Raw genomic sequence first — 20,175 nt, forward strand, 5'->3', positions numbered from 1 at the left:
CTCCCGCACCCCCGCAAGATCATCGCGTTCAACGGCCACGGTCCTCGCAACTCCCACAGATCGCGGGTGTTGCGAGGACCGTTAGAACCCAAGGACAGCGCCGGGGGCCTTCGGGTCGCAGCGGTCCCCGTGTGGGGCGGCCGGGGACCGGTGGGGTCGGATCAGACCGGCTCCGCCAGCGGGGCCGGCGCCGCGTCGGGGGCCTTCTCCGCGCCGGGCTGGGGAGCGCCCGCGCCCTTCAGCGGGACCTCCTTCACGAAGACCGCGGCGATCAGGGCGACCACCGCGATCACCGAGCCGAGCAGGAACGCGGAGTGCGTGCCGGAGGACACCGCGTGCTGGTACGCCTCCCGCGCCGGAGCCGGCAGCTTCGCCAGGCTGGCCGCGTCGAGCTGGGCCGACTTCTCGGTCAGCTTGGCCCCGATGGCACCGGCCCGCTCGGACATGACGTCCTGCACCCGGTGGTTGAACAGCGCGCCCATGATGGCGACACCGAACGAGGAGCCGAGGGTGCGGAACAGGGTGGTGGAGGAGGAGGCCACGCCCATGTCCCTCATCTCGACGCTGTTCTGCGCGACGAGCATCGTGATCTGCATCAGGCAGCCCATGCCGGCGCCGAGCACGGCCATGTACAGGCCCGAGGTGAGGCGCGTCGTCCCGGTGTCCATCTGCGAGAGCAGGAAGAGGCCGACGATCATCAGCACGCTGCCGGCGAGCGGGAAGACCTTGTAGCGGCCGGTGTTGGTCGTGACCCGGCCGGCGACCATCGACACGGCGAGCATCGCGCCGAGCATCGGCAGGAGCAGCAGGCCGGAGTTGGTGGCGGACGCGCCCTGCACCGACTGCTGGTACAGCGGCAGGAAGAGCACGGCGCCGAACATCACGAAGCCGGTGATGAAGCCGATGATCGACATCAGCGTGAAGTTGCCGCTGCGGAAGATGTGCAGCGGGATGACCGGCGCGGCGGCCTTGGTCTGCCAGTAGACGAAGCCGACGAGGGCGGCGACGCCGATGCCGATCAGCTCCATGATCCGGGCGGAGCCCCAGGCGTACTCGGTGCCGCCCCAGGTGGTCACCAGCACGATGGACGAGATGCCGAGGGCCAGCAGGCCCGCACCCAGGTAGTCGATCTTCGCCTGGACGCGCTTGCGCGGCAGGTGCAGCACCGCGCTGACCGCGAGGAGCGCGACGATGCCGAGCGGCAGGTTGATGTAGAAGGACCAGCGCCAGCCCCAGTGGTCGGTGATGGAGCCGCCGACCAGCGGGCCGAGGATCATGGCGAACGCCATCACACCGGCCATCATGCCCTGGTACTTGCCGCGCTCCCGGGGCGGGATCAGGTCGCCGATGATGGCCATGACACCGACCATCAGACCGCCGGCGCCGAGGCCCTGGATGGCGCGGAAGCCGATGAGCTGCCCCATGTCCTGGGCCATGCCGCTGAGCGCGGAACCGATCAGGAAGATCACGATCGAGGTCATGAAGGCGCCCTTGCGCCCGTACATGTCGCCGAGCTTGCCCCAGATCGGGGTGGAGGCCGCGGTGGCGAGCGTGTACGCGGTGACCACCCAGGACAGGTGTTCCAGGCCGCCCAGCTCACCGACGATCGTCGGCATCGCGGTGCCCACGATCATGTTGTCCAGCATCGCGAGCAGCATCGCGATCATGAGGGCCAGCAGGACGACGCGCACGCTGCGCGGCTTCCCGCCGTCCTTGGCCGCGGGTCGGCCCTCGGCCTGTCCCCCGGCTCCCGCGGCCGCCACGGCCGCCTGTGTACTGTCCGCCATCGTGTCCACTCCCCTGGCTGCGGCTGCTTGCCGTCCGGCTACTTACTTGCCGACCGGCAAGCTGACTACACTGAGGAAGGTAGACCCGTAACTAGCCGGGCGTCAAGTAAGTTTAAGTAGTTTTGCCGGCGGGGTCACCGGTAGGTTCCCAGGGAACGCGAGAAGCACGAGGATGGGCGGCACGATGGACGGCACCAAGCGGCAGCGCCGGGGCGACACCCGGCAGCGCATCCAGGACGTCGCCCTGGAGCTGTTCTCCGAGCACGGGTACGAGAAGACCTCGCTGCGCGAGATCGCCGAACGGCTCGACGTCACGAAGGCCGCGCTCTACTACCACTTCAAGACCAAGGAAGAGATCCTCATCAGCCTCTTCGAGGATCTGACGCGGCCCCTCGACGAACTGATCGAGTGGGGCACGGAGCAGCCGCACACCCTGGAGACCAAGCAGGAGGTGCTGCGCCGCTACAGCGACGCGCTCGGCGGCGCCTCCCCGCTCTTCCGCTTCATGCAGGAGAACCAGGCGACGGTGCGCGAACTGAGCGTCGGCGAGACGTTCAAGGACCGGATGATGAGCATGCTGGAGATCATCAAGGAGCCCGGGGCGCCGTTGACCGAGCAGGTCCGGTGCATCAGCGCGCTCTTCACGATGCACGCCGGGATGTTCGTGCTCAAGGACGTGGAAGGCGACCCCGAGGACAAGCGCAAGGCGGTCCTGGAGGTCGCGATCGATCTGGTGACGCAGGCCCACGGGGGCTCGTCCGCGGAGCACGCGGGCCCGGGCCAGGATGGCCCCGGCACCGCGGAGGCGGAGCCGCGCGACGCCGCTTCCTGACGCCGGGCTCCGCCTCGTTCCGCCCCCCTCCACGGGGGGGGTGCCGCGCCGGATCACCGGCACGGGACGACTCAGACCTTGACGCCCTTGCTGTGCAGGAAGGCGACCGGGTCGATGGCCGAGCCGTAGTTCGGGGTCTTGCGGATCTCGAAGTGAAGGTGCGGACCGCTGGAGTTGCCGGTGTTGCCGGACTTCGCGATGTGCTGGCCGGTCTTGACGACCTGGCCTATCTTCACGTCGATGCGCGACAGGTGGGCGTACTGGGAGTACGTGCCGTTGCCGTGCTTGATGACGATGGCGTTGCCGTACGCCGGGCCGTCGCCGGCGCCGTTGCCGCCGGCCTTGACGACGGTGCCGCCGTGCGCGGCCACGACGTCGGTGCCCAGCGGCACCGCGTAGTCCTGGCCGGAGTGCTTGTGCGACCACATGCCGCCGGCCTGGTTGAAGGTCGCGGACAGCTTGTACTTCTTGACCGGGTCGACCCAGGACGCGGCCTTCTTGGCGGCGGCCTGCTTGGCCGTCGCGGCGGCCTTCTTCGCCGCCGCCGCCTTGGTGGCGGCCGCGGCCTTCTTCGCCGCCGCCGCCTTGGTGGCGGCCGCGGCCTTCTTCGCCGCCGCGGCCTTGGCCTGCGCGGCGGCCTGCGTCTGCACGGCGTTCGCGGCGGTGACGGTTCCACTGGTACCGAGGCCGGCCTCGGCGGCGTTCGCGACCCCGGCGCCCAGTGCGACCGTGGCGCTCAAGCCGACGGCCACGACGGCCGCCCGATTGCGGACCAGGGACGTGAGGGACGTGCGGGACGTGACGCGCTTCGACATGAATACCTCGCGATGACGGGGACGGGGGCGATGCGACCACCCGGCGCGATGTCCGGCGACCGGGTGGGCCATACCTTGGTAACCCGCACCCCCGGAGACGCCCAAACCACCCTTCTACGAGGCAAACTAGTAGTTCACCCCTAAACCTGATGAACCTTGACACCTCGGACATCCGGGACGCGATCCCCCGATATGACCCGCGAAACGAGGCCGCGACCCGTGCCGAGCCCCGGCATCCCTGGCCGGACGGGCCCTCGACCCGTCGACCCGCAGGGCCGGGACACACGCCCACCCTCTCGGGTTTAATGTCCGTTTTTGCCCTTTTCCGCCCGGCCACTATTCGCCCTAGTACCGGACAAACCGCCTGTGCGTCATGTCACCGGGGCGCCCCGCGCACCCCCCTCGAAATGTGACCCGGGCTACCCTCCGGCCCCTGTTTTCACGGCACTTGGGGATGTGCGCCACGCCACCCGCGGGGGCTCCCGCGCTGACGCGCGGCGACGCTCCGGATCGGCTCCGCGACCGTCCGAGCGCCACCCGGCCGGACGCGGCGCGGTGCGCGCGGCGCGCGCCGCGCGACGGGGAGTACGGGGCGGGAGGCCCACCGTGACCGAACGGAGGGGAACGGAGGGGAACGGAGGGGAAACGGGGACACGGGACACGGGACACGGCGGCCACGGTCATACCGGCTCACCGACACACCCGGCTCACCTGCTCACCGGCTCACCGGCTCACCAGGCCAATCGGCACCGGCACCGGCACCGGCACCGGCTCATGGCTCCCCCGCCCCGGCCCATCGGACCGGCCCATCGGCCCGGCGCGACGGTGCGGATCGACCGCGGCGGCCGGCTCGGACGCGGCGCCGACCGTGCCCGCCGTGCAGCCCGGACGCCCGCCCGACGGCGGCTCTCTTCGCGGAGGCCGCGCACCCGCGGCACCCACACCCCACGGGGCGGACGCCCTGCCGCGACATGCACCCACCGCGGGCACGCAACCGGGGCTCGGACGGCGTACCGGTGCCGCCCCCGGGGCGCCCGTGCTCCGGGGACCGTCCTCCGAACGCACGAGGTCGCCGCCCCGGGCCGGCACCGCGCGGCGGCGTCGTGGCCGCTGGAGAGAGCGGGTCCCCGCTCCCCGGTGCCGCCGGTGCCCGGGCATGCGAAAGGGGCTGCCCCGGGACCGTGGTCCCGGGGCAGCCCCTGTCAGGCGAACCCGGAGGTTACGCCTCCTTGCTCAGGTTGGGACCGGCGCCGCCGGCCGCCTGCTCGATCGGCGGGACGTCGGGCAGCGCCGACTTCTCCTCGCCGCGGAAGGTGAAGGTCTTGCTGTCGCCCTCGCCCTCCGTGTCGACGACCACGATGTGGCCGGGACGGAGCTCGCCGAAGAGGATCTTCTCCGAGAGGACGTCCTCGATCTCGCGCTGGATGGTCCGGCGCAGCGGCCGGGCGCCCAGCACGGGGTCGTAGCCCTTCTTCGCGAGGAGCGACTTGGCGGTCGGGCTGAGCTCGATGCCCATGTCCCGGTCCTTCAGCCGCTCGTCCACCTTGGCGATCATGAGGTCGACGATCTGGATGATGTCTTCCTCGGTGAGCTGGTGGAAGACCACCGTGTCGTCGACACGGTTCAGGAACTCGGGGCGGAAGTGCTGCTTCAGCTCCTCGTTGACCTTGGCCTTCATCCGGTCGTAGTTGGTCTTGACGTCGCCCACGGCCGCGAAGCCGAGGTTGAAGCCCTTGGAGATGTCCCGGGTGCCGAGGTTGGTCGTCATGATGATGACCGTGTTCTTGAAGTCCACGACCCGGCCCTGGGAGTCGGTCAGCCGACCGTCCTCCAGGATCTGCAGCAGCGAGTTGAAGATGTCCGGGTGGGCCTTCTCGACCTCGTCGAAGAGGACGACGGAGAACGGCTTGCGGCGGACCTTCTCGGTCAGCTGGCCGCCCTCTTCGTAGCCCACGTAGCCGGGGGGCGAACCGAAGAGGCGCGAGACCGTGTGCTTCTCGCTGAACTCCGACATGTCGAGGGAGATCAGCGCGTCCTCGTCACCGAACAGGAACTCCGCGAGGGTCTTCGACAGCTCCGTCTTACCGACACCCGAGGGGCCGGCGAAGATGAAGGAACCACCGGGACGCTTCGGGTCCTTCAGACCCGCCCGCGTGCGGCGGATCGCCTGCGAGAGCGCCTTGATGGCGTCCTTCTGGCCGATGACCCGCTTGTGCAGCTCGTCCTCCATGCGCAGCAGACGCGAGGACTCCTCCTCGGTCAGCTTGAAGACCGGGATGCCGGTGGCCGTGGCGAGGACCTCGGCGATCAGCTCGCCGTCGACCTCGGCGACGACGTCCATGTCGCCGGCCTTCCACTCCTTCTCCCGCTTGGCCTTCGCCGCCAGCAGCTGCTTCTCCTTGTCGCGGAGGGAAGCCGCCTTCTCGAAGTCCTGGGAGTCGATGGCCGACTCCTTGTCGCGGCGGACGCCCGCGATCTTCTCGTCGAACTCGCGGAGGTCCGGCGGCGCGGTCATCCGGCGGATGCGCATCCGGGAGCCCGCCTCGTCGATCAGGTCGATCGCCTTGTCGGGCAGGAAGCGGTCCGAGATGTACCGGTCGGCCAGCGTCGCGGCCTGGACCAGGGCCTCGTCGGTGATGGAGACCCGGTGGTGGGCCTCGTACCGGTCGCGCAGGCCCTTGAGGATCTCGATCGTGTGGGGCAGGGACGGCTCCGCCACCTGGATCGGCTGGAAGCGGCGCTCCAGCGCCGCGTCCTTCTCGAGGTGCTTGCGGTACTCGTCCAGCGTGGTGGCGCCGATGGTCTGGAGCTCACCGCGGGCCAGCATCGGCTTCAGGATCGAGGCCGCGTCGATGGCGCCCTCGGCGGCACCCGCACCGACCAGCGTGTGCAGCTCGTCGATGAACAGGATGATGTCGCCGCGGGTGCGGATCTCCTTGAGCACCTTCTTCAGGCGCTCCTCGAAGTCACCGCGGTAGCGGGAGCCGGCAACGAGCGCGCCGAGGTCGAGGGTGTAGAGGTGCTTGTCCTTGAGGGTCTCGGGCACCTCGCCCTTGACGATGGCCTGGGCGAGGCCCTCGACGACGGCGGTCTTGCCGACGCCGGGCTCACCGATCAGCACCGGGTTGTTCTTGGTGCGGCGGGACAGCACCTGCATGACCCGCTCGATCTCCTTCTCGCGCCCGATGACCGGGTCGAGCTTGGACTCGCGAGCGGCCTGGGTGAGGTTCCGGCCGAACTGGTCGAGGACCAGGGACGTGGAGGGGGTGCCCTCGGCAGGACCGCCGGCGGCGGCGGTCTCCTTGCCCTGGTAGCCGGAGAGCAGCTGGATCACCTGCTGCCGCACCCGGTTGAGGTCTGCGCCCAGCTTGACCAGGACCTGGGCGGCGACGCCCTCGCCCTCGCGGATCAGGCCGAGCAGGATGTGCTCCGTGCCGATGTAGTTGTGGCCCAGCTGAAGGGCCTCGCGGAGCGACAGCTCCAGGACCTTCTTGGCACGGGGGGTGAAGGGGATGTGGCCGGACGGGGCCTGCTGGCCCTGGCCGATGATCTCCTCCACCTGCTGGCGGACCGCCTCGAGCGAAATCCCGAGGCTCTCCAGGGCCTTAGCGGCGACACCCTCACCCTCGTGGATCAGGCCCAGGAGGATGTGCTCGGTGCCGATGTAGTTGTGGTTGAGCATCCGGGCTTCTTCCTGAGCCAGGACGACAACCCGCCGCGCGCGGTCGGTGAACCTCTCGAACATCGTTAATCGCTCCTCAGAGCGGTCAGGCAGTAAGGGGACGCTCCCCTCCCTGTCCTTCCGCAGCTTAGTCCCGCAAGCGGGGACCGCTCATTCCAACTGCCGACACCGGACCGAGAACCAGCACTGCCTCCTGACCCCGAACGCCGACATCTGCCTCAACCTGATGGTGCGAGACGATGTTCCCGCAGGCCAAGCGGATACCCTCGCCACCTGTACGCCGATGGCGAACGTGAGACGCCGAAGTCCTGCGTGTCGCCCCTCCCACTAGGGATGTCTTACCCGCACGCACGGACGGTCCATGCCGCGCGCACCGGTTCCCTCCGCTACGGGCGAACACCCACGCCCCGCGAAACGCCTCCGCACGCCCGTTTCACCGGAACTCTGTGCGCTCGGCGGGAGACCCAGCGTAACTCCGGGGCCGCCGCGGCGGTTGCTCCTTGCATGGTTCCCACCGTTCCCCCTCCCCGCCGGCCGCGCGACCCGGTCGATCCGGTGCGGCGGTGGTACGAGAACGAACTGGGCTGGCCGACCGTGCCCGGCCCGCCGGCGGGCCTGGTGACCGGAGCCCTCTTCGACGTCCTGGAGGGACCGGCCGAGGCGGGGTTCGCCGCCCTGCGGCACCTCGGACCCGGGTCCCCGGTGGTTCTGCACGGAGACCGGATGATGCTGCTGGTGGCGGCGGGGAGCGCGGAGGAGCTGCCCGGGCTGCTCGACTGGCTGGAGTGGGGCGGCCTGGCGCTGGACCTCACGGCGACCGGCGCGGGCGGGAGCGTCGAGGCTCCCCCGCCGCCGGGTCCGGGCACGCGGCCGGGCCGGCGGGAGGCGCGGGAGGGCCCGCAGGGGGCCACCCGCTGGCTGCGGCCCCCCGAGCCCGGCCGGGCGCTGGGACCCGCGCTGCCGGCACTGCCGGCACCGGGCGGCGCGACCGCCGCCGGGGGCGTCGGGGGCGCCCCCGATCTCGTACGCGTCGTGCAGACGATGGCGACGCACTGTCACCGGCTGCGGCTGGGGCGCGTGAGCGCTCAGCCGTTGACCTCTTCGTACTTCTCGCGAATGGACGCGGGAACACGGCCGCGGTCATTGACCTCGTAGCCGTTCTCCTTGGCCCACGCGCGGATCTGCGCGGTGTCCTGGCTGCCGCCGGAAGTGGCGCGCGCCTTTCCGCGTCCGCCCGAAGCACGGCCACCGGTACGACGGCCACCCTTGACGTAAGGCTCGAGAAGGCCGCGGAGCTTGTCCGCATTGGCGGTCGTGAGATCGATTTCGTACGTCTTGCCGTCCAGCGCGAACGTCACGGTCTCGTCTGCCTCGCCACCGTCGAGGTCGTCGACAAGAAGGACCTGAACCTTCTGTGCCACCGGATTTCCTTTCATCGATAACTTCAGGGCGAGGAGGGTCCGCGGCGTCGGCCGTTTCGCCGTCCCCTGTTATATGCAGTACTGCAGTACGTCGGAAAGCAAACCGCTTTTGCCGGAAAAACACAAACCCCTGGCGGAGACTCATGCGGCACCGCCCCGCGGGAAACATGCGCGTTTCGGACATAGGGGCACCGGGCAAGGAGGCCGGCCGGAATATCCGGGGGCGATCACAGATGCAGAAGCATCCGGCTGTTGCCCAAGGTGTTCGGTTTCACCCGTTCGAGACCGAGGAACTCCGCGACGCCCTCGTCATAGGAACGCAGCAGCTCGGCGTAGACCTCGGTGTCGACCGGCGTCTCACCGATCTCGACGAAGCCGTGCTTCGCGAAGAAGCCGACTTCGAAGGTCAGGCAGAAAACCCGCCGGACACCGAGCCAGCGGGCGGTCTGGAGGAGCTTCTCCAGCAGCCGGTGCCCCACTCCGAGGCCCTTGACCGCCGGGTCCACGGCCAGCGTGCGCACTTCCGCGAGGTCTTCCCACATCACGTGCAGCGCGCCGCAGCCGACGACCTCGGCGTTGTCGTCGCGTTCCGCGACCCAGAACTCCTGGATGTCCTCGTAAAGGGTCACCGTGGGTTTGTCGAGGAGGATGCGGCGCTGCACGTTCGCGTCGAGGAGTGCGCGGACGGCGGCGACGTCACCGGTCCTGGCCCGACGGACGGTGAGGGCTTTTGCCGCGGCTTCGGGATGCGGCGCCGGAAGGTTCGCCGGAACCTCTGCCGGATGCTCTGCGGGATGCTCTGCTGGCATGAGCGGACGCTATCGCCCGGAGCCGTCCTCGTGGGCGGCGGGGTTCTCCCCGGAGGGTTCGGCGCCCGCCGCCCTTTCCGCCGCTTCGGGTGCCGGCGGTTCTGGTTCCGAGGGCCCCTGCACCATGCGTACGGCATCGCGGAGCGCGACGCGTTGTTCCTCGCTCATCATGCCGAAGAAGGCGACGAGAGCCGCCGCCGGGTTGTCGCTCTGCGACCAGGCGTCGTTCATGAGCGCGGCCGAGTACGCGGCGCGCGTGGAGACGGCTTCATATCGATAGGCCCGGCCCTCCGCCTCGCGCCGCACCCAGCCCTTCTGATGGAGATTGTCCAGAACGGTCATGACCGTGGTGTACGCGATGGACCGTTCCTGTTGAAGGTCTTCCAGGACTTCCCGAACGGTCACCGGGCGGTTCCACTTCCACACCCGCGTCATGACCGCGTCTTCGAGTTCTCCCAAGGGGCGAGGCACAGTCCAGAACAATAGTGGGAGAGGGGCGACAAAAAGGGCGTACGACTCGAAGAACGCGGGAACCGCGTGAAACGTCCGAGCCGTACGCCGCGCGGGCGCACCGGGGGTCCGGGGCGCGGGAAAGCCGCGGAACGCCCGTCACGGGTGCTCCGCGGCTACCGGGCGCCGGTGGTCAGGCGCCGGCGTCCGAGGGGCCGGACGCCTGGCGCGCGCTCTCCGCGCGGGCGAGGACGGCGTCCACGGCGGCGTCCTCCTTGCCCTTGTTGGCGCCGCCCTGGGTCTTCACGATCGTCACGATGAGCCCGATGAAGAAGACGGCCATCACGACGGGGGGCACGAGCGCGGAGACGTAGTCCATGCCTCCAGGGTAGCCAGCGGGCACCGCGTCCGGCCCCCGGGGTCGGCGGCCCGCGTCAGCCCGCGGCGAGCCGGTGCCGCGGGTCCGCCGGGGCGGTGCCGGGCTTGCGGCGGGGCGGGAAGACCTCGCCCGGGGTGGGGATCGGACGGTCCGGGCGCGGGGTGCCGGCCGGGGGCCGCGAGCCCGGTTCCGGCTCGGGGCTGCGTCCCTCGTCGCCCGCGGAGCGGCCACCCGGCAGTGCCAGCAGCCGGGTGCGGGAGGCGGGGACGACGGGGGCCGCGGGGGCCTGGCGGGCGGCGAGGCGGGCCCGTACGTCCTGTTCGGCGAGGGTCCGGCAGCGGTCCAGGAGGGCCGCGGCGGCGGGATGGCCGCGCAGGGAGCGGAGCGCGGCGAGGTCGTCGGGGTCCGGCCGGTGGCCGGTCGCCAGGACCTCCTCCAGGAGGTCGAGGTAGCCGCCGGCGGCACCCGGGAGGGCGGCACGGTAGCGGGCGAGGTCCGCCAGCAGGAAGGCCCGCAGCCTGGCCGCCTCGCGGGACGCCTCATCGACGGACTCGGCGAGGCGCAGGCAGTCCTGGACGTCCTCGGCCGTGGCGGAGGCGGGGTGCAGGGCAAGGGCGAGAGCGCGGCGGAGCACACGCAGCTCCTGTGCGCCGAACGCCATGCCGCCGTGGGAACCGTAGGGCGTGGGCATGGGGTGACGATACGCGCTAATCAGACAAAAGAGGCATAGCGGAAAGGCTGTGGCGCGTCCTGTCCCGGCGACGCCGGAGTGCCGACCGCAGCGGTGGCGGTACGGCCCACCGCCGGGGCCGTACCGGCAAGGCACACGAGCCGCACCGGCGCCCGGCGCACAACCCGACACCTGGACCCGAGACCCGGGAGCGGTCCGGGCCCGGAGCCGGTCGCCCGGAGCCGGAGATCGCGCCGGCGGCCCGCACCGGCCGCGCACCGGACCCGCCGCACCGGCAGGGCACACGAGCCGCACCGGCGCCCGGCGCACAGCCCGACACCGGACCCGAGACCCGGGAGCGGTCAGGGCCCGGAGCCGGGACTCGCGTGGGGCGCCCGGGCCGGCAGGGGTCGACACGGGCCGGAGCCCGGCCGGCCGGAGCCGGCCGGCGGCTCACATGCGCGAGACGTTCCGCTCGTAGACCAGGCGCAGGCCGATGAGCGTCAGCCACGGCTCGTGCTCGTCGATCACCGAGGACTCGCCGAGCACCATGGGGGCGAGGCCCCCGGTGGCGATGACGGTGACGTCCTCGGGGTCGTCCGCCAGTTCGCGGGCCATGCGGTTCACGACGCCGTCGACCTGGCCGGCGAACCCGTAGACGATGCCCGACTGCATGGCCTCCACGGTGTTCTTGCCGATCACCGCGCGCGGCCGGGCCACCTCGATCTTGCGCAGCTGCGCCCCCCGGACGCCGAGCGCGTCGACGGAGATCTCGATACCGGGGGCGATCACCCCGCCGACGTACTCGCCGCGGGCGCTCACGGCGTCGAACGTGGTCGCCGTGCCGAAGTCGACGACGATCGCCGGTCCCCCGTACAGCTCGACGGCCGCGACGGCGTTGATGATCCGGTCGGCGCCGACCTCCTTGGGGTTGTCCGTGAGGATCGGCACGCCGGTCTTGACGCCCGGTTCCACGAGGACGGCGGGCACGTCGCCGTAGTAGCGCCGGGTCACCTCGCGCAGCTCGTGCAGGACGGACGGGACGGTCGCGCAGATCGCGATGCCGTCGATGCCGTCGCCGAGCTCCTCCCCGAGCAGCGGATGCATGCCCATCAGGCCCTGGAGCAGCACGGCGAGCTCGTCGGCGGTGCGGCGCGAGTCGGTGGAGATGCGCCAGTGCTCGACGATCTCCTCCCCGTCGAAGAGACCGAGGACGGTGTGGGTGTTGCCCACGTCGATGGTCAGCAGCATGGCCGGGGCTACTCCGCCGCTCGCAGGTCGAGGCCGATGTCCAGGATCGGCGCGGAGTGCGTGAGCGCGCCCACGGCCAGGAAGTCGACGCCCGTCTTCGCGTACGCCCCGGCGTTCTCCAGGGTGAGCCGGCCGGACGCCTCCAGCAGCGCCCGACCTCCGACGACGGCCACCGCCTCCTCGCACTCGGCGGGGGTGAAGTTGTCCAGAAGGATCAGGTCGGCGCCCGCGTCCACGACCTCGCGCAGCTGGTGCAGGGTGTCCACCTCGACCTCGATGGGCACGTCGGGGAAGGCCTCCCGGACGGCCTCGAAGGCCTTCGCCACACCACCCGCGGCGACCACGTGGTTGTCCTTGACGAGCGCGGCGTCCGAGAGGGACATGCGGTGGTTGACCCCGCCGCCGCAGCGCACGGCGAACTTCTCCAGGGCGCGCAGGCCCGGCGTCGTCTTGCGGGTGTCGCGCACGCGGGCCCCGGTGCCCTCCAGCGCGTCCGCCCACGCGCGCGTGGCGGTCGCGATGCCGGACAGCCGGCACAGGATGTTCAGCGCGCTGCGCTCGGCGGTGAGCAGGTCGCGGGTGCGGGTGGTGACGCTCAGCAGGCGCCGGCCGGCCTCGACGCGGTCGCCGTCGTCGACGTGCCGCTCGACCTCGAACTCGTCCGTGCAGACCACCGAGAGCACCGCCTCGGCGACCCGGAGGCCCGCGACGACGCCCGCGTCCCGGGCGGTGAAGTCACCGGTGGAGACCGCGTCCTCGGGGATGGTGGCGACCGTCGTCACGTCCACCCCGTGGTCGAGGTCCTCCTGGATCGCCACGTTGGCGATGTCCTCGACCTCCAGCGGGTCGAGGCCCGCGTCGGCGAGGAGCTGGGCGAGCGCGGGGTCGAGACCGCACTCCAGGTACTCCTCGTCCGTCTCGGCGCCGCAGCCGCAGCCGTCGCCGCAGCCTCCGCTCTGGACGAGGGGAAGGTCGGGGGTGCTCACTTCGGTCACTGCTCCTGGGGACGGGACGGGGGCGCCGGACGGGGCTGCCGGGTCGTCGGGGGGAAGTCTGCGGTATCGGTGGTCCGGACCGCGAGTGTCCGGTCGGGATTCAGCCGTACGACGATGTGCCGGCGCCAGTCGGTGTCGTCCCGGTCCGCGTGGTCCTCGCGCCAGTGGCAGCCGCGGGTCTCCTCGCGCAGCCGGGCGGCGGCCACCAGCACGCGGGCCACGCACAGCAGGTTGGTCGCCTCCCAGGTGTCGACGCCGGGCTCTGCGGTCTTGCCGTTCTCGTCCAGGGCCTCCCGGGCGTCGCTGTGCAGCCGCTGGAGGGCGTCGGCGGCGGTGGCGAGGGAGGCGGCCGAGCGCAGCACGCCGGCCCCGCCGGTCATGATCCGCTGGATCGCGAACCGGGCCTCCGGCGCGAGCAGCGGGTGCGCGGGCTTCTCGGGGTGCGGGACCGGCTCGGGCACGCGCGTGCGGAGGCCCTCCGCGGCGTGCCGCTCCGCGATGTCGGCGGCGATCCGCTCGGCGTAGACCAGTCCCTCCAGCAGCGAGTTGGAGGCGAGCCGGTTGGCGCCGTGGACGCCGGTGCAGGCGACCTCCCCGCAGGCGTACAGCCCCGGGACGGTGGTGCGGCCCCGGGCGTCGGTGCGGACGCCGCCGGAGGCGTAGTGGGCGGCCGGGGCGACCGGGACCGGCTCGGTGACGGGGTCGATGCCGTGCGCGCGGCAGGCGGCCAGGATGGTCGGGAAGCGGTGCTCCCACATGGCGGCCCCGAAGTGCCGGGCGTCGAGGAACATGTGCTCGGCGTCCTGCTCCTGCATCCGGCGCATGATGCCCTTGGCGACGATGTCCCGGGGCGCCAGCTCGGCCAGCTCGTGCCGGCCGAGCATGAAGCGGACGCCGTCCGCGTCGACCAGGTGGGCGCCCTCGCCGCGGACCGCCTCGGAGACCAGCGGCTGCTGGCCCTCGGCGTCCGCGCCGAGGAACAGCACGGTCGGGTGGAACTGGACGAACTCCAGGTCGGAGACCTCGGCGCCGGCCCGCAGGGCGAGCGCCACCCCGTCCCCCGTGGAGACGGACGGGTTCGTGGTCGCGGAGTAGACCTGGCCCATCCCGCCGGTGGCGAGGACCACGGCGGGGGCGTGCACGGCGCCCACGCCGTCGTGCTGGCCCTCTCCCATCACGTGCAGGGTGACGCCCGCCGTGCGGCCCTCGGCGTCGGTGAGGAGGTCCAGGACGAGCGCGTTCTCGACCGTGCGCAGGCCGCGCGCGCGGACCGCCTCGACGAGGGCGCGGGAGATCTCCGCGCCGGTCGCGTCGCCGCCCGCGTGCGCGATACGGCGGCGGTGGTGGCCGCCCTCCCGGGTCAGTTCGAGGCCGCCCTCGGAGGACTCGTCGAAGTGGGCGCCGGTCTCGATGAGCCGGCGGACGGCGTCGGGGCCCTCCGTGACGAGGATGCGCACCGCCTCCTCGTCGCACAGGCCCGCGCCCGCGACCAGGGTGTCGTCCAGGTGCTGCTCGGGGGTGTCGCCGTCGCCGAGCGCCGCGGCGATGCCGCCCTGGGCCCATCGGGTGGAGCCGTCGTCCAGGCGCGCCTTGGTGACCACGACGGTGCGCAGGCCCGCGGCCTCGCAGCGCAGCGCGGCGGTCAGCCCGGCCACGCCGGAGCCGACCACCACGACGTCGGCGTCGAGGGCCCAGCCGGGCGCGGGCGCGTGCAGGCGTATGCCGGTGGCGGTGTCCCGACCTGTTGAACCTGTGCCTTTGCCGGTCACGAGGCGGCTCCGAAGGTGAGGGGGATGTTGTCGATCAGCCGGGTCGTGCCGACCCGGGCGGCGACGGCGAGGACGGCCTCGCCGGTGAAGTCGTCCCGGACGTCGCCGAAGTCGGACGGGTCGACCAGGGCGAGGTAGTCCAGGGCCAGCGGCGGGTTCATCCGGGCCGCCTCGTCCAGGACGAGGCGGGCGGCGAGGCGGACGCCGGCCGGGCCGCCGGGGGCGGCCTTGGCGACGGCGTGGGCGTCGGCCGCGGCCCGGGACTCGCCCAGGGCGCTGAGCGCCTCGGCCCGCGCGCGGGTGGCGGGCACCTCGCGGGCCCGGGCGCGCAGCGCCTCCTGCGCGGCGTGCCGGTCGCGGCCCGCGAACAGCGCCTGCGAGAGGGCGAGCGCGGTCCGCCGCTCGGCCGCCGACAGATAGCGGTTGCGGCTGGAGAGGGCGAGGCCGTCCTCCTCGCGCACGGTGGGCACGCCCACGATCTCGACGCCGAAGTTCAGATCGCGGACCATGCGCCGGATCAGGGCCAGCTGCTGGGCGTCCTTCTGCCCGAACAGCGCGACGTCCGGGCGGGTGAGGTGCAGCAGCTTGGCGACGACGGTGAGCATGCCGTCGAAGTGACCGGGCCGCGCGGAGCCCTCCAGGCGCCCGCCCATCGGCCCGGCGGAGATCCTCACCTGCGGCTCGCCGCCGGGGTAGACCTCGTCCACGGAGGGGGCGAACACGGCGTCCGCGCCGGCCGACCCGGCGATCCTTAGGTCGGCGTCGAGCGTGCGGGGGTAGCGGTCCAGGTCCTCGCCCTGCCCGAACTGGAGGGGGTTCACGAAGACGGTCACGACCACCTCGCCGCCGTCCCCGGCGACGGCCCGGGCGGCGCGGATCAGGGTGGCGTGCCCCTCGTGGAGGGCGCCCATGGTCATGACGACGGCGCGGCGGCCCGCGCGGGCGCGCGCGTGCAGTTCGCCGGCGGTGCGCAGCAGGGCGGTGGTCATCGGGTCTCTCCCTCGCTCCCCCGGGTCCCGTCGGTACCGCCCGCGAGGACTCCCAGGAGGTCCTCGGCGAGTTCGGGCCTGAGCAGTCCGTGGGCGAGCGCGCGGTCGGCGGTCGCGCGGGCCATCGCGAGATAGCCCGCGACGGTCTGCGGCGCGTGCGCGCGCAGTTCGGCGACGTGCGCGGCGACCGTGCCCGCGTCTCCGCGGGCGACGGGGCCGGTGAGGGCCGCGTCTCCCGAGCGCAGGGCGTTGTCGAGGGCGGCGCCCAGCAGCGGGCCGAGCATCCGGTCGGGGGCCTCGACACCGGCGGTGCGCAGCAGCTCCATGGACTCGGCGACCAGCGTCACCAGGTGGTTCGCGCCGAGCGCGAGGGCCGCGTGGTAGAGCGGCCGGGACTCCTCGGCGATCCACTCGGGCTCGCCGCCCATCTCGATGACCAGGGCCTCGGCCGCCAGCCGCAGCTCGTCGGGGGCGGTGACGCCGAACGAGCAGCCGGCGAGCCGCTGGACGTCCACCGGGGTGCCGGTGAAGGTCATCGCGGGGTGCAGGGCGAGCGGCAGGGCGCCCGCCCGGAGGACGGGGTCGAGGACGCGGGCCCCGTACCGGCCGGAGGTGTGCACGACGAGCTGGCCGGGCCGGACGGCCCCCGTCTCGGCGAGCCCCGCGACGAGACCCGGCAGGGCGTCGTCCGGGACGGTGAGCAGCACCAGCTCGGACCGCTCCAGGACCTGGGCGGGAGCCAGCAGGGGCACGCCGGGCAGCAGGTGCGCCGCGCGGCGGCGGGAGGCGTCGGAGACGCCCGAGACGGCCACCGGGCGGTGCCCGGCGAGCTGGAGGGCCGCGGCGAGCGCGGGGCCGACGCGGCCGGCGCCGACGACGCCGACGGCGAGCCGCGCGGGGCGGTCCTTCGGCTCTGACTGCGGGAATGTACTCACTCGACGGGGGCCTTCCGTTCCAGTCCGCTCGGGGTACCGGACGATTTCTCGTCATGTTAACGCGATTGCCCGCAGGAGCGTCCGGCCGTCCACCGGCCGCGGGGTCCCGGCGGACCGCGGCGCGGGCCGCCCCGCCGCTCCGGGGGCGCGATCGGCGCAGGTCACGGGCGGGCGGGGAATTCGGGGTGACCGGCGGGGTGGGCTCGGGACATCATCCAGGGATGAGCGACAGGGCGGCACGGACGGAAACGGGGCCCGCGGGACGGGCCGGGCGGGAGGCGGCACCGCTGACCCCCGAGGAGCGCTTCGAGCGGCGCGCGGTGGCCTGGCGGGCCGCGGAGCGGGTGCTGTGGCGCCCCGGCTACCAGCTGACGCTCCGGGAGCGCCTGGAGTGGCTGGGCGAGGCCGCCGGGGAGTCCCACGACCTCGACGGGCGGGTCGACATGTACGGCGACGGCGTCGTGGAGGCGCTGGAGGAGCGGGTGGCCGGGCTGCTCGGCAAGGAGGCGGCGGCGTTCTTCCCGACCGGCACCATGGCCCAGCAGGTCGCGCTGCGCTGCTGGGCGGGCCGCACCGGGAACCCGACGGTGGCGCTGCACGCCCTCAACCACCCGGAAGTCCACGAACGGCACGCGTTCAGCCGGGTCAGCGGACTGCGGCCGGTGACGCTGACGGACGAGCCGCGGATGCCGACCGCAGAGGAGGTGCGGGACCTCCCCGAGCCGTTCGGCGCGCTGCTGCTGGAACTGCCGCTGCGCGACGCCGGATTCGTCCTGCCGTCCTGGGAGGAGCTGACCGCGGTCGTGGAGGCGGCCCGCGAGCGGGACGCGGTGGTCCACGTCGACGGGGCCCGCCTGTGGGAGTGCCCGTCGCACTTCGGCCGCCCCCTGGACGAGATCGCCGCTCTCGCGGACAGCGTCTACGTGTCGTTCTACAAGTCGCTCGACGGCTTCGGCGGCGCGGCGGTCGCGGGGCCGAGGACGCTCGTCGACGAGGCGAAGACCTGGCGGCACCGGTACGGCGGCATGATCGTCCATCAGTTCCCGACCGCCCTGTCCGCCCTGGTGGGCCTGGACCGGGAGCTGCCCCGGCTGCCCGACTACGTGGCCCACGCGCGCGTGGTGGCCGCGGCCCTGCGCGAGGGGCTGGCCGAGGCCGGGGTGCCCTGGGCCCGGGTCCACCCGGAGGTGCCGCACACCCACCAGTTCCAGGTCTGGCTGCCCTACCCCGCGGACGTCCTCGGGGACGCGGCGCTGCTCCAGACCGAGGAGACGGGGACGGGCCTGTTCGGTCAGGGCTGGTCCGAGGGCGGTCCGGGGCTCTCGCTCACCGAGGTCACCGTGGCCGCCCCGGGCCTGGAATGGACGGCGCAGGACGTGAAGGACGCCGTGCGGGAGTTCGCGAAGCGCCTGCCGGGAGCGGCCGGCGGCTGACCGGCCCGTTCGGCGCCGGCCGGCCGGTGCACGGCCGACCGACGCCGGCCGTGCACCGGGAACCGCTTCGGCAGGCCCCGGCGGCCGGGGCGTTGTCGGTGGCGGGGTGCACCATGAGGGCATGAGCGTGCGCATCGACATCGGCGGGCTGCGGCCGGAGCGGATCGCGTTCGTGCCGTCCCCGCTGGCCGAGCTGGGGATGGCGCTGCACGCGCTCGCCGAGCCGGGACACCACCCCGGCCTGAGGGGCTGGGCGGCCGGGGTGGGCGCGGCACTCGACCCGCACCTCGCGGACCGCATGTGCGAGGCGGACTTCCTGTGGCGGACGACGTTCTCCGACCTGTTCCTGCCCGCCGCCGGCGTCCCCGGCGGCGCCCTGCCCGGCGGGACCCTCGCCGAGGACCTGGACCTGCTGGACAAGCTCACGGACGAGCAGTTCGTGGACGCGGCGCTGGAGTTCACCTGCGTGCCGGCCTACGGCTCCGCGGGGCCGCACGCGCTCACCGACCCCGGGGTGCGCCGCCGGGCCGTGGAGCTGGCCGCCTCGCGCGGACCCCGGCAGGCGCTGTTCACCGAGCGGCTGCTGGCGGACCCGCCCGGCGTGCGGGCCTGGCTCCGGCAGTTCCTGGAGGACTGCGACGAGGCGTTCTTCACCGAGACCTGGTCCCGGCTGCGGCATCCGCTGGCCGCCGAGGCCCGCCACCGGACGGCGCTGCTGCACCGGGGCGGCCTGGCCGAGGCGCTGTCCTCGGTGTCCTCCGCCGTGACGCTGGACGAGGCGCGCGGCCACATCGTCGTCGACAAGCTGACCGAGGGGCACACCGTCACCGCGGACCGCGGCCTGCTCCTCGTGCCCACCAGCCTCGGGCGCCCGCACCTGATGGTGCTGCACCGCCACCGCTGGCGGCCCGTGCTGCACTACCCGGTCGGCGCCCCCGACCTCGCCGCCCCCGCCGCGCCGCCCTCCGTGGAGCAGCTCACCCTGCGGATGACGGCCCTGTCCCACCCGGTCCGGATGCGGATGTGCCGCCACCTGGCGCGCAGCGCGTACACCACCGGCGAGCTGGCGCGGGTGCACGGCATGACGGCGCCGGAGATATCCCGGCATCTGGGCGTGCTGAAGAAGGCGGGGCTGATCACCACGCGGCGGCGCGGCCGGTACGTGCTGCACCAGCTCGACGCGGGCGTGGTGGCCCGGCTGGGCGGCGACTTCCTGGAGGGCCTGCTGCGGTAGCGCGGGCCGGCGGGCGGGGCCCTCAGTCGAAGCGGATGTGGCGCACGCCGGTCCACGCCCTGCGCAGGCGCCCGCGCAGGGCGCCGTCGCGGTTCGGCGCGAGGGTCAGTCCCGCGAGGACCGCGATGCGCTCGGCGGTCCGCGCGACCGTCGTCCGGTCGGTCCACAGGTGCTCGGCGAACTCCGGTTCACCGAGCCGTTCCAGGCAGTGGTCGAGCCGCTCCACCGCCCAGCTCTCGCGCCGCAGCGGGGCGTCCTTGCCGGCGACGTGGCGCAGCAGCCGCGCCAGGCCGCGCTCGCGCAGCCTGGCCAGGACCGTCTCCCGCTCGGCCAGCAGCGCGAAGTGCCGTACGTCGTGGCCCAGTTCGCGCAGGCGGCCGACCGTCTCCGCGAAGTACCGCGGATCGGTCACCGTCATGGGGACGATGACCACACCGTCGTGCCCCGCGAGGGCGAGGTCCAGCACCTCGACCACGCCCTGCCGCCAGGACACCAGGTCCTGGAAGTCGCCGCGCAGTTCGGGCGGGAGCATCCGGCGCAGGCCGAAGCCGGGGTGTTCCGGGTCGCAGACGACGCTGCCGGGCAGCCGGCGCCGGATCTCGTGTGCGGTCTGTGTCTTGCCGCCCCCGAAGGGGCCGTTGATCCACAGGAGCATGCGCAGACCCTAGTGGTCGCCGGTCACGCCCCGGTCACGCGCGGCGACCGCCGTCCGGGCGCCGGAGCG

The 20,175-nt window shown here is 72.9% G+C and carries 18 protein-coding genes; 4 read left to right on the forward strand and 14 right to left on the reverse strand.

Annotation, left to right across the window (positions count from 1 at the left end):
• Positions 1-161: 161 nt before the first annotated feature.
• Positions 162-1,787, reverse strand: a complete 1,626-nt coding sequence (locus ACGFS9_RS31625) for an MDR family MFS transporter (RefSeq protein WP_393258150.1) — start codon at positions 1,785-1,787, stop codon at positions 162-164.
• A 172-nt stretch (positions 1,788-1,959) separates the two neighbouring features.
• On the opposite strand from ACGFS9_RS31625, the gene ACGFS9_RS31630 reads away from it, so the two are divergent.
• Complete coding sequence (locus tag ACGFS9_RS31630) at positions 1,960-2,619, forward strand: TetR/AcrR family transcriptional regulator (protein ID WP_393258153.1); 660 nt, start codon at positions 1,960-1,962, stop codon at positions 2,617-2,619.
• Between the two features lie 71 nt (positions 2,620-2,690).
• Here the strand turns inward: ACGFS9_RS31630 and ACGFS9_RS31635 are convergent, their stop codons facing one another.
• Both ACGFS9_RS31635 and ACGFS9_RS31640 read right to left on the reverse strand, forming a co-directional pair.
• Positions 2,691-3,434, reverse strand: coding sequence for a M23 family metallopeptidase (locus ACGFS9_RS31635; protein ID WP_393258156.1), 744 nt, complete (start codon positions 3,432-3,434; stop codon positions 2,691-2,693).
• A gap of 1,219 nt (positions 3,435-4,653) precedes the next feature.
• Positions 4,654-7,179 carry an ATP-dependent Clp protease ATP-binding subunit gene (locus tag ACGFS9_RS31640; RefSeq protein WP_393258159.1) on the reverse strand — a complete coding sequence of 842 codons (2,526 nt, stop codon included), beginning with the start codon at positions 7,177-7,179 and terminating at the stop codon, positions 4,654-4,656.
• A gap of 441 nt (positions 7,180-7,620) precedes the next feature.
• Between ACGFS9_RS31640 and ACGFS9_RS31645 the strand changes: the two genes are divergently transcribed.
• On the forward strand, positions 7,621-8,271 hold the full coding sequence (locus tag ACGFS9_RS31645) for an SCO3374 family protein (RefSeq protein ID WP_393258162.1): 651 nt from the start codon (positions 7,621-7,623) through the stop codon (positions 8,269-8,271).
• On the opposite strand, the gene ACGFS9_RS31650 is transcribed toward ACGFS9_RS31645, so the two are convergent.
• The 10 genes from ACGFS9_RS31650 to ACGFS9_RS31695 all read right to left on the reverse strand — a co-directional run bounded on the left by ACGFS9_RS31650 (position 8,202) and on the right by ACGFS9_RS31695 (position 16,784).
• Entirely contained in the window at positions 8,202-8,537 is a 336-nt protein-coding gene (locus tag ACGFS9_RS31650) for an Lsr2 family protein (protein WP_081218632.1), read from the reverse strand. The genes ACGFS9_RS31645 and ACGFS9_RS31650 overlap by 70 nt on opposite strands.
• Before the next feature lie 227 nt (positions 8,538-8,764).
• Positions 8,765-9,346: an amino-acid N-acetyltransferase gene (locus ACGFS9_RS31655; protein ID WP_393258164.1), complete on the reverse strand. Its 582-nt coding sequence runs from the start codon at positions 9,344-9,346 to the stop codon at positions 8,765-8,767.
• A 9-nt stretch (positions 9,347-9,355) separates the two neighbouring features.
• Positions 9,356-9,781: a BlaI/MecI/CopY family transcriptional regulator gene (locus ACGFS9_RS31660; RefSeq protein ID WP_393258227.1), complete on the reverse strand. Its 426-nt coding sequence runs from the start codon at positions 9,779-9,781 to the stop codon at positions 9,356-9,358.
• Positions 9,782-9,989: 208 nt separating this feature from the next.
• On the reverse strand, positions 9,990-10,175 hold the full coding sequence (locus tag ACGFS9_RS31665; protein WP_393258166.1) for a hypothetical protein: 186 nt from the start codon (positions 10,173-10,175) through the stop codon (positions 9,990-9,992).
• A gap of 55 nt (positions 10,176-10,230) precedes the next feature.
• The gene (locus ACGFS9_RS31670) at positions 10,231-10,836 is read right to left on the reverse strand and encodes a hypothetical protein (protein ID WP_393258230.1); all 606 of its coding nucleotides are present in this window, start codon (positions 10,834-10,836) and stop codon (positions 10,231-10,233) included.
• A gap of 462 nt (positions 10,837-11,298) precedes the next feature.
• Positions 11,299-12,096, reverse strand: a complete 798-nt coding sequence (locus ACGFS9_RS31675) for a type III pantothenate kinase (RefSeq protein ID WP_393258169.1) — start codon at positions 12,094-12,096, stop codon at positions 11,299-11,301.
• Between the two features lie 8 nt (positions 12,097-12,104).
• On the reverse strand, positions 12,105-13,082 hold the full coding sequence (gene nadC / locus ACGFS9_RS31680) for a carboxylating nicotinate-nucleotide diphosphorylase (protein WP_393258172.1): 978 nt from the start codon (positions 13,080-13,082) through the stop codon (positions 12,105-12,107).
• Between the two features lie 5 nt (positions 13,083-13,087).
• The gene (locus ACGFS9_RS31685) at positions 13,088-14,860 is read right to left on the reverse strand and encodes an L-aspartate oxidase (RefSeq protein WP_393258175.1); all 1,773 of its coding nucleotides are present in this window, start codon (positions 14,858-14,860) and stop codon (positions 13,088-13,090) included.
• Positions 14,857-15,849, reverse strand: a complete 993-nt coding sequence (panC, locus tag ACGFS9_RS31690) for a pantoate--beta-alanine ligase (protein ID WP_393258178.1) — start codon at positions 15,847-15,849, stop codon at positions 14,857-14,859. Before panC ends, ACGFS9_RS31685 begins: the two co-directional genes overlap by 4 nt.
• A complete protein-coding gene (locus ACGFS9_RS31695; protein WP_393258181.1) occupies positions 15,846-16,784 on the reverse strand; it encodes a Rossmann-like and DUF2520 domain-containing protein in 939 nt (312 codons plus the stop codon). Before ACGFS9_RS31695 ends, panC begins: the two co-directional genes overlap by 4 nt.
• A gap of 221 nt (positions 16,785-17,005) precedes the next feature.
• Between ACGFS9_RS31695 and ACGFS9_RS31700 the strand changes: the two genes are divergently transcribed.
• Positions 17,006-18,217, forward strand: a complete 1,212-nt coding sequence (locus ACGFS9_RS31700; protein WP_393258184.1) for a threonine aldolase family protein — start codon at positions 17,006-17,008, stop codon at positions 18,215-18,217.
• 121 nt (positions 18,218-18,338) lie between these two features.
• The gene (locus ACGFS9_RS31705) at positions 18,339-19,451 is read left to right on the forward strand and encodes a DUF5937 family protein (RefSeq protein ID WP_393258187.1); all 1,113 of its coding nucleotides are present in this window, start codon (positions 18,339-18,341) and stop codon (positions 19,449-19,451) included.
• A 22-nt stretch (positions 19,452-19,473) separates the two neighbouring features.
• Here ACGFS9_RS31705 and ACGFS9_RS31710 read toward each other — a convergent pair whose 3' ends face one another.
• The gene (locus ACGFS9_RS31710) at positions 19,474-20,106 is read right to left on the reverse strand and encodes an AAA family ATPase (RefSeq protein ID WP_393258190.1); all 633 of its coding nucleotides are present in this window, start codon (positions 20,104-20,106) and stop codon (positions 19,474-19,476) included.
• Positions 20,107-20,175: the final 69 nt, after the last annotated feature.

Origin of the sequence: Streptomyces sp. NPDC048566 (assembly GCF_043199735.1) — a bacterium.
Classification (GTDB): Bacteria; Actinomycetota; Actinomycetes; order Streptomycetales; family Streptomycetaceae; genus Streptomyces.

What these genes read in the sequence shown, in the direction of transcription:
- ACGFS9_RS31660 (WP_393258227.1), bottom strand. Translation starts at nt 9,781, where the DNA reads ATGACGCGGGTGTGGAAGTGGAACCGCCCGGTGACCGTTCGGGAAGTC.
- ACGFS9_RS31640 (WP_393258159.1), bottom strand. Translation starts at nt 7,179, where the DNA reads ATGTTCGAGAGGTTCACCGACCGCGCGCGGCGGGTTGTCGTCCTGGCT.
- ACGFS9_RS31675 (WP_393258169.1), bottom strand. Translation starts at nt 12,096, where the DNA reads ATGCTGCTGACCATCGACGTGGGCAACACCCACACCGTCCTCGGTCTC.
- ACGFS9_RS31630 (WP_393258153.1), top strand. Translation starts at nt 1,960, where the DNA reads ATGGGCGGCACGATGGACGGCACCAAGCGGCAGCGCCGGGGCGACACC.
- ACGFS9_RS31635 (WP_393258156.1), bottom strand. Translation starts at nt 3,434, where the DNA reads ATGTCGAAGCGCGTCACGTCCCGCACGTCCCTCACGTCCCTGGTCCGC.
- ACGFS9_RS31665 (WP_393258166.1), bottom strand. Translation starts at nt 10,175, where the DNA reads ATGGACTACGTCTCCGCGCTCGTGCCCCCCGTCGTGATGGCCGTCTTC.
- ACGFS9_RS31710 (WP_393258190.1), bottom strand. Translation starts at nt 20,106, where the DNA reads ATGCTCCTGTGGATCAACGGCCCCTTCGGGGGCGGCAAGACACAGACC.
- ACGFS9_RS31625 (WP_393258150.1), bottom strand. Translation starts at nt 1,787, where the DNA reads ATGGCGGACAGTACACAGGCGGCCGTGGCGGCCGCGGGAGCCGGGGGA.
- ACGFS9_RS31700 (WP_393258184.1), top strand. Translation starts at nt 17,006, where the DNA reads ATGAGCGACAGGGCGGCACGGACGGAAACGGGGCCCGCGGGACGGGCC.
- ACGFS9_RS31670 (WP_393258230.1), bottom strand. Translation starts at nt 10,836, where the DNA reads ATGGCGTTCGGCGCACAGGAGCTGCGTGTGCTCCGCCGCGCTCTCGCC.
- panC (WP_393258178.1), bottom strand. Translation starts at nt 15,849, where the DNA reads ATGACCACCGCCCTGCTGCGCACCGCCGGCGAACTGCACGCGCGCGCC.
- ACGFS9_RS31655 (WP_393258164.1), bottom strand. Translation starts at nt 9,346, where the DNA reads ATGCCAGCAGAGCATCCCGCAGAGCATCCGGCAGAGGTTCCGGCGAAC.
- ACGFS9_RS31645 (WP_393258162.1), top strand. Translation starts at nt 7,621, where the DNA reads ATGGTTCCCACCGTTCCCCCTCCCCGCCGGCCGCGCGACCCGGTCGAT.
- ACGFS9_RS31705 (WP_393258187.1), top strand. Translation starts at nt 18,339, where the DNA reads ATGAGCGTGCGCATCGACATCGGCGGGCTGCGGCCGGAGCGGATCGCG.